This is a genomic window from Endozoicomonas sp. ONNA2 (genome assembly GCF_024606365.1).
Classification (GTDB): domain Bacteria; phylum Pseudomonadota; class Gammaproteobacteria; order Pseudomonadales; family Endozoicomonadaceae; genus Endozoicomonas.
This window is the reverse complement of record NZ_JAHHPO010000339.1, coordinates 1-4,962: the sequence shown is the minus strand read 5'-3', so window position 1 is coordinate 4,962 and position 4,962 is coordinate 1. Positions and strand designations below refer to the sequence as shown.

The following is a 4,962-nucleotide window of genomic DNA, read 5'->3' as shown; positions in this document are numbered from 1 at the left end:
AGCAACGCAGGAGCAGTTGCCGCGTAGGGCAGTCTATTCTCGGACAGCCTCCCAGCCAAAGGGATTAAGCAGTTAATGCCACGCCGGAACTTTCCAGTCCTCAGGTTGTCTAAAAACTGTGTTTTAAGAAAATCTGATTACCCCGCTTTGTTATGGCAATTCCGGGGGCACAAATTGGCTTTCTTGCGGTTACATCAAGAGGCAGTTTTAAAATTTATGGATTATTAACTCTGAATTCCTTCGTTTCATCCTGTGCGGATTGACAGCGGAGTAAAGTAAACTGCTTTCTGCCATGAATACCTTAATGTCCAGGAGGCTGTCCGAGAATTGGCTTGAACCGTATGAATTCCCGGGGTGTGGGAAATGTCAGGTTTCCTGACAGCGTCCCACCGAAATTTGGCGGTGAAATCAAGAGGTGACTATTTGGTGAATGGTACTTCCGGTGGTGTCGTATATCCACAGGCTGCCCAAACTTATGGGGCCATTGAAACGGTTCCAGGCCCACATGATCGTACGTCCAACCTAGCGGCGGGAGCGACTGCATTTGGGCGGCGGCGTTGTTGTTTGAATAGAGGTTTGAAGTCTATGATCGGGATAGTGGGCGGGTACTTTCTGCTGGTTGGTGGTGGTGTGGCCGGTAGTCTTCTTTATTCCCGGTCCATTGGGCTGGGAATAAATGATCTTGAGACAAAAACCAACGTCGCCTATGGTGGCCTGACCGGTTTGGTGGTTTTCGCAGCAGGACTGTGTTGTATAGGTGTCTGTAAACAGATTCTGGGTACAAGGGATGGCACAAGGGTTGGCACAACGGATGTTGAGGCTGTTCATGGTCGAGAAAACTTGCCTGCCGATGCTAATTAAACATGACAGCCTCCCGGCTATTTATTGCCATCTTCAGTGGTGTCTGAAAGGGTGCCTTTCCAGGTTAGCCATTGGTGAATCCAGTTTTTCCTTGAATCACCTGATCCAGGAGGCTGTTCCCGGTCAGGCTTAAGGGAGTGCAGGTCTTGCCTTTCATGCCATCACTTGAGCTTTATCCACGCAATCCGTTGCAGGCTTCTTACACTAATTAACCTCGCTTTCTTTGGTCTAACGACAAATGCTTATTAGTTTACTGCCTGAGATTAACGGGGTCAGGTCCTTCTTTGTGCAAAACTTTTGTCGTTTACCTTGCTGTTGAATTCAACCGCGGGAGTGTCACCATGGATGGTAGAGCTTGGTAGGCAGGGCTGCGCTGAATGGGGCTGGAACGTATTTGTCAACATAGTGATTGATCCGATCTGGATAAACAGATTTTTCAGCTTCGGCAATTCCGGGAGGTTATCTGAAAATAGAAACCATAGTGGGAACTGCGAGAAACTGAGGTTAATAACTCCTGACAGTGAAGTAGCAGGGTTATCAGATGAAAGAGAAAGTACTAAACCCGTCGTAAAGCATCGCCTGATCGGGCCGGGCCGCGCAGGCGGATGGCCGCCCCGCACAGAGCGCTCCGCGTGGCGGCCATCCGCTTGATTTTTTGTTCATTCTTTACTACTTTTCACCAGTCTCTTGCAGACCGCCCCCCGGGCAGGCGGGATGTAAGGTCTGCACAGTTCGTGTGAGACTTGGGGAGCATGGAGACAGGAGGCTGTCCGAAAATAGGCTGCCCTACTGCGATTGCGATAAATTAGTCTGAAAATTCCTGCTTCTTCGTCAAATGGCCCCGCTATGCTCCTCAGGAGCAGAAATTTTTATCCTCAATTTCTCGCAACCCTCGCTACGGCCGCTATTCTCGGACAGCCTCTTGCAAGAGGCTGTCCGTTAGTCTCAGACAGCCTCTGAACAACCATCTTTAAAACACTGAATCAGCGCCTGGAAGTTTATGCAATCAGCACATCTCATAACTTTGGCCATGAGCTGGCCAGTCGTCGTAATGTCAATGTGCTGGTAATGGGTACCGAAGTATATTCCAATACCTGCGCTCAGGCGTCAGATATTCACGCCAGTGTAATGCGCCAAAATCAGCGATGGTGGGTAAACCGTTCGCCAGGAAAGAAGTTGCGCTGCAGGCCATTGCCTATGGCAATGTTTCTGTGGCGATTGAGGAGCAAAAGATGATGGATTTGACCACCAACTACATGGGGTTAAGCCTTAACAATCCGTTAATAGCGGCAGCCAGTCCACTGACGTCTACATTGAAAAGCGTCCAGCGTCTGGAAAAAGCAGGTATTGCTGCTGTGGTTCTGCCTTCCCTGTTTGAAGAACAGATTCGCCAGGAACAGGAAGAACAGATTGTCCTGCCCAAAAATAACCTGTTCCCCGAGGTCACTTCCTTTCTGCCTGCAGGGCTGACCCTGGAACGTGGTTCCCGGGCCTACCTGGACACCATTGGGCAAGTCAAGGCAGCGGTGGATATTCCGGTCATTGCCAGCCTGAATGGTTGCTCAGAAGGTGGCTGGATGGACTTCGCCCGACAGATTGAGCAGGCTGGTGCTGATGGTATCGAGCTGCATATTTATTACAATCCACCCTCACTGGAGATTACCGGGCGTGAGGTTGAAGACGTCTATCTGGACGCAGCAAGCCGTATCAAAAGCAGTATCGCCATCCCGGTTGCCCTGAAAATTGATCCATTCTTCAGCGCCTTTGGCAATATGGCCAGACAGTTTGATGAGATGGGTGTTGATGCGCTGGTGATGTTTAACCGGATGCTGCAGCCTGACTTTAATCTTAACAATATGCAGGTTGAAACAGCCTGGCCAATCAGTAAACCCGGAGAGATCGGTATTCCACTGCGCTGGATCAGTGTGCTTTACGGCAAGATCAATGCCTCCCTGGCGGCCACATCGGGGGCCTACGACCATGAAGACATTGTCAAATACCTGCTCGGCGGGGCGGATACGGTGATGCTGGCTTCTGCTTTGATCCGCAATGGGGCGGACTATGTGTCTGTGTTGTTAAAAGGCCTGGAAGTGTGGTTGAAACAGCGTGATTTTACCGGACTGAAGGACATGCGCGGGTTGATGAGCCAGCGTTCTTTAGCTAATCCGGAGGCCTTTGAACGGGCCAGCTACATTCGCACTGTGGATGGTGCGAAAAAGCACTGACCTGATGTCTTGTTTTCATGCTCCTGGGGGGGCAAAAGCCTTGAACCACAAAGGCACAAGTGTGACACGAGAGCAGAGTTGGTCTGCTCGTAACTGCAATTGAGATGGAGGCAGGCTCTGCGGTGGTGGCTTTCGGAAGCAGCCACTAAACCGCCGTAAGCTGCGCCGGTAAAGAGCCGGGCTGGTGAGCGTTACCCAAAAGGCGCAGCTACTGCGTCAGGTGTGAGATCAGGAGATGAACGCAAGCAAACCACTGGTGATGGCTTGACATGTGGTCTGATGGCAGCAAGACTGGGGGGCTAAATTGCGAATTTGACATATACTGAGCGAGTCTCAATGATTAATAGGTTGTAGCACATGATTCGGAAGGTCCTGTTTCCCATATTCCTGTCAATAATGAGCGCTGCACTTTTGGGTGTTGGGAGTTTGGCGGCTGCGCCAATAAATGAGGATAAACCGGGTGTTTGTTTTTTAGAAAACAAAATATTTAATGTTGTTGTTGGTGAAGAGTACAGTGTCCCCATTCGATTCGGTGCCTTGGAAGCTAACAGCATAAAAAAAGATTCCGTTTATTTCGGAATGAAGAACGGCGATTTGCACTACAGCTTTACTCTTACTCTGAATCTTACAGATCCTGAACACGCCAGAAGGTTGTACTATGAAGTAAAAAACTGGATTCCGGCGGTCGGGAACCAGCTGTCTGAGAACGGATTTACAAGAGATAACGTTGATATCATCGGATCCTGTGACCAAGAACATTTTGTCATTGTATTGCCGCAGGCAGGAAACGAGTTTTCTTTTCTCAGGAAAGCGCAGGAAATGAGTATGCCCCATGGTTCAGGGCTTATGGTGGAAGGACATCTTGTTACATCGCACTTGTCCAACAATTCGCCTGAATCTTCGAATAAGAAATTAAAAGTAAGCTTCAGCTCTTTTGCTGACAAACTTGCGAATAAACAGCTGAGTGATCTGGAAGATCAGCCGGAAGTTCAAGCAGTGATTGTTGAGCTTGCAGAGGGTAAGATGGCTCAAGAGTCATTGCCAATGCAGCGTAATGACTATTATCACTCTGCAAAAATGTATGAAGAAAAATATGCAAAAATAGCCAGGAAAGATCACCGGGAGTTACAGTTTTTTAATCGACTGGTGGAGGACTTGGACAAGGTCCATGTAGCCTTCTACAAACAGATTGAACATATATTAAGAGGTTTTCAAAGACAGATAGAGTGAGTCGGCCTTTCTTGCATTTCGAAAAGGGCAATGGTCGGGTTTGCTTTCGCCCTCGGGGTTGATATCAAGCATTCTTACCCTACGAAGAGTATAAATTCTCATCGCGCATGAAAATTTTTGCGACATCCTCAGGGATGCAAAATGGTTGAGCAAAATATTTTTCACGGCAAAGTGAGCTTTCTTCCCTGAGCCTCTGCCCCGGCATCGTGCTCACCACCCCAATAGGCGTTATCAACCTGAACAAAACCACTCAACTGCCAGCTCTTTCCATCATGACCTGCATGAGTTTGTGCTTCATGCGTAATGCGGCATTGTAAGAAATACCAAGTTGTCGATGAAGCGTCAGAGCAGAAATCCCCGCTTTATTCTGGGTGATGAGATAGATACCCGGAAACCAGGTAGCCAGAGGCACCTTCGTCGAGTCAAAGATGGTGTTGCCGGTAAGCGAGGTTTGGCAACGACAGTAATTGCACTGTAATTCAGCTCTCCGATGAAGCTTGCAGAAACTGCGGGAGCCACATTTCGGGCATTGTAAGCCATTTGGGCAGCGCCAAGAGAACAGGGCGTTCTCACATTGATCTTCACTGGCGTAATTAGCAAGAAATTGCATGATGCCAATGCCTTTTTGGAACTGAATGGTATTTTT

At 48.7% G+C, this 4,962-nt stretch carries 4 protein-coding genes; 3 read left to right on the top strand and 1 reads right to left on the bottom strand.

The window, feature by feature from the left end:
- The first annotated feature begins 585 nt into the window (after positions 1–585).
- The 3 genes from KDK14_RS06180 (at position 586) to KDK14_RS06170 (ending at position 4,316) form a co-directional block, all read left to right on the top strand.
- Positions 586–861, top strand: coding sequence for a hypothetical protein (locus KDK14_RS06180; protein WP_257264143.1), 276 nt, complete (start codon positions 586–588; stop codon positions 859–861).
- Between the two features lie 1,145 nt (positions 862–2,006).
- Complete coding sequence (locus tag KDK14_RS06175; protein ID WP_257264142.1) at positions 2,007–3,086, top strand: dihydroorotate dehydrogenase-like protein; 1,080 nt, start codon at positions 2,007–2,009, stop codon at positions 3,084–3,086.
- A gap of 396 nt (positions 3,087–3,482) precedes the next feature.
- Positions 3,483–4,316 (top strand): hypothetical protein, encoded by an 834-nt coding sequence (locus KDK14_RS06170; protein ID WP_257264141.1) that lies wholly within the window; start codon positions 3,483–3,485, stop codon positions 4,314–4,316.
- Positions 4,317–4,566: 250 nt separating this feature from the next.
- On the opposite strand, the gene KDK14_RS06165 is transcribed toward KDK14_RS06170, so the two are convergent.
- Positions 4,567–4,962, bottom strand: a 396-nt coding sequence (locus tag KDK14_RS06165; protein WP_373691040.1) for a transposase, incomplete at its 5' end; no start/stop codon positions are given.

Excerpts from the sequence above, each read along its gene's own strand:
- KDK14_RS06175 (WP_257264142.1), top strand. The coding sequence starts at position 2,007 with ATGGTGGGTAAACCGTTCGCCAGGAAAGAAGTTGCGCTGCAGGCCATT.
- KDK14_RS06170 (WP_257264141.1), top strand. The coding sequence starts at position 3,483 with ATGAGCGCTGCACTTTTGGGTGTTGGGAGTTTGGCGGCTGCGCCAATA.
- KDK14_RS06180 (WP_257264143.1), top strand. The coding sequence starts at position 586 with ATGATCGGGATAGTGGGCGGGTACTTTCTGCTGGTTGGTGGTGGTGTG.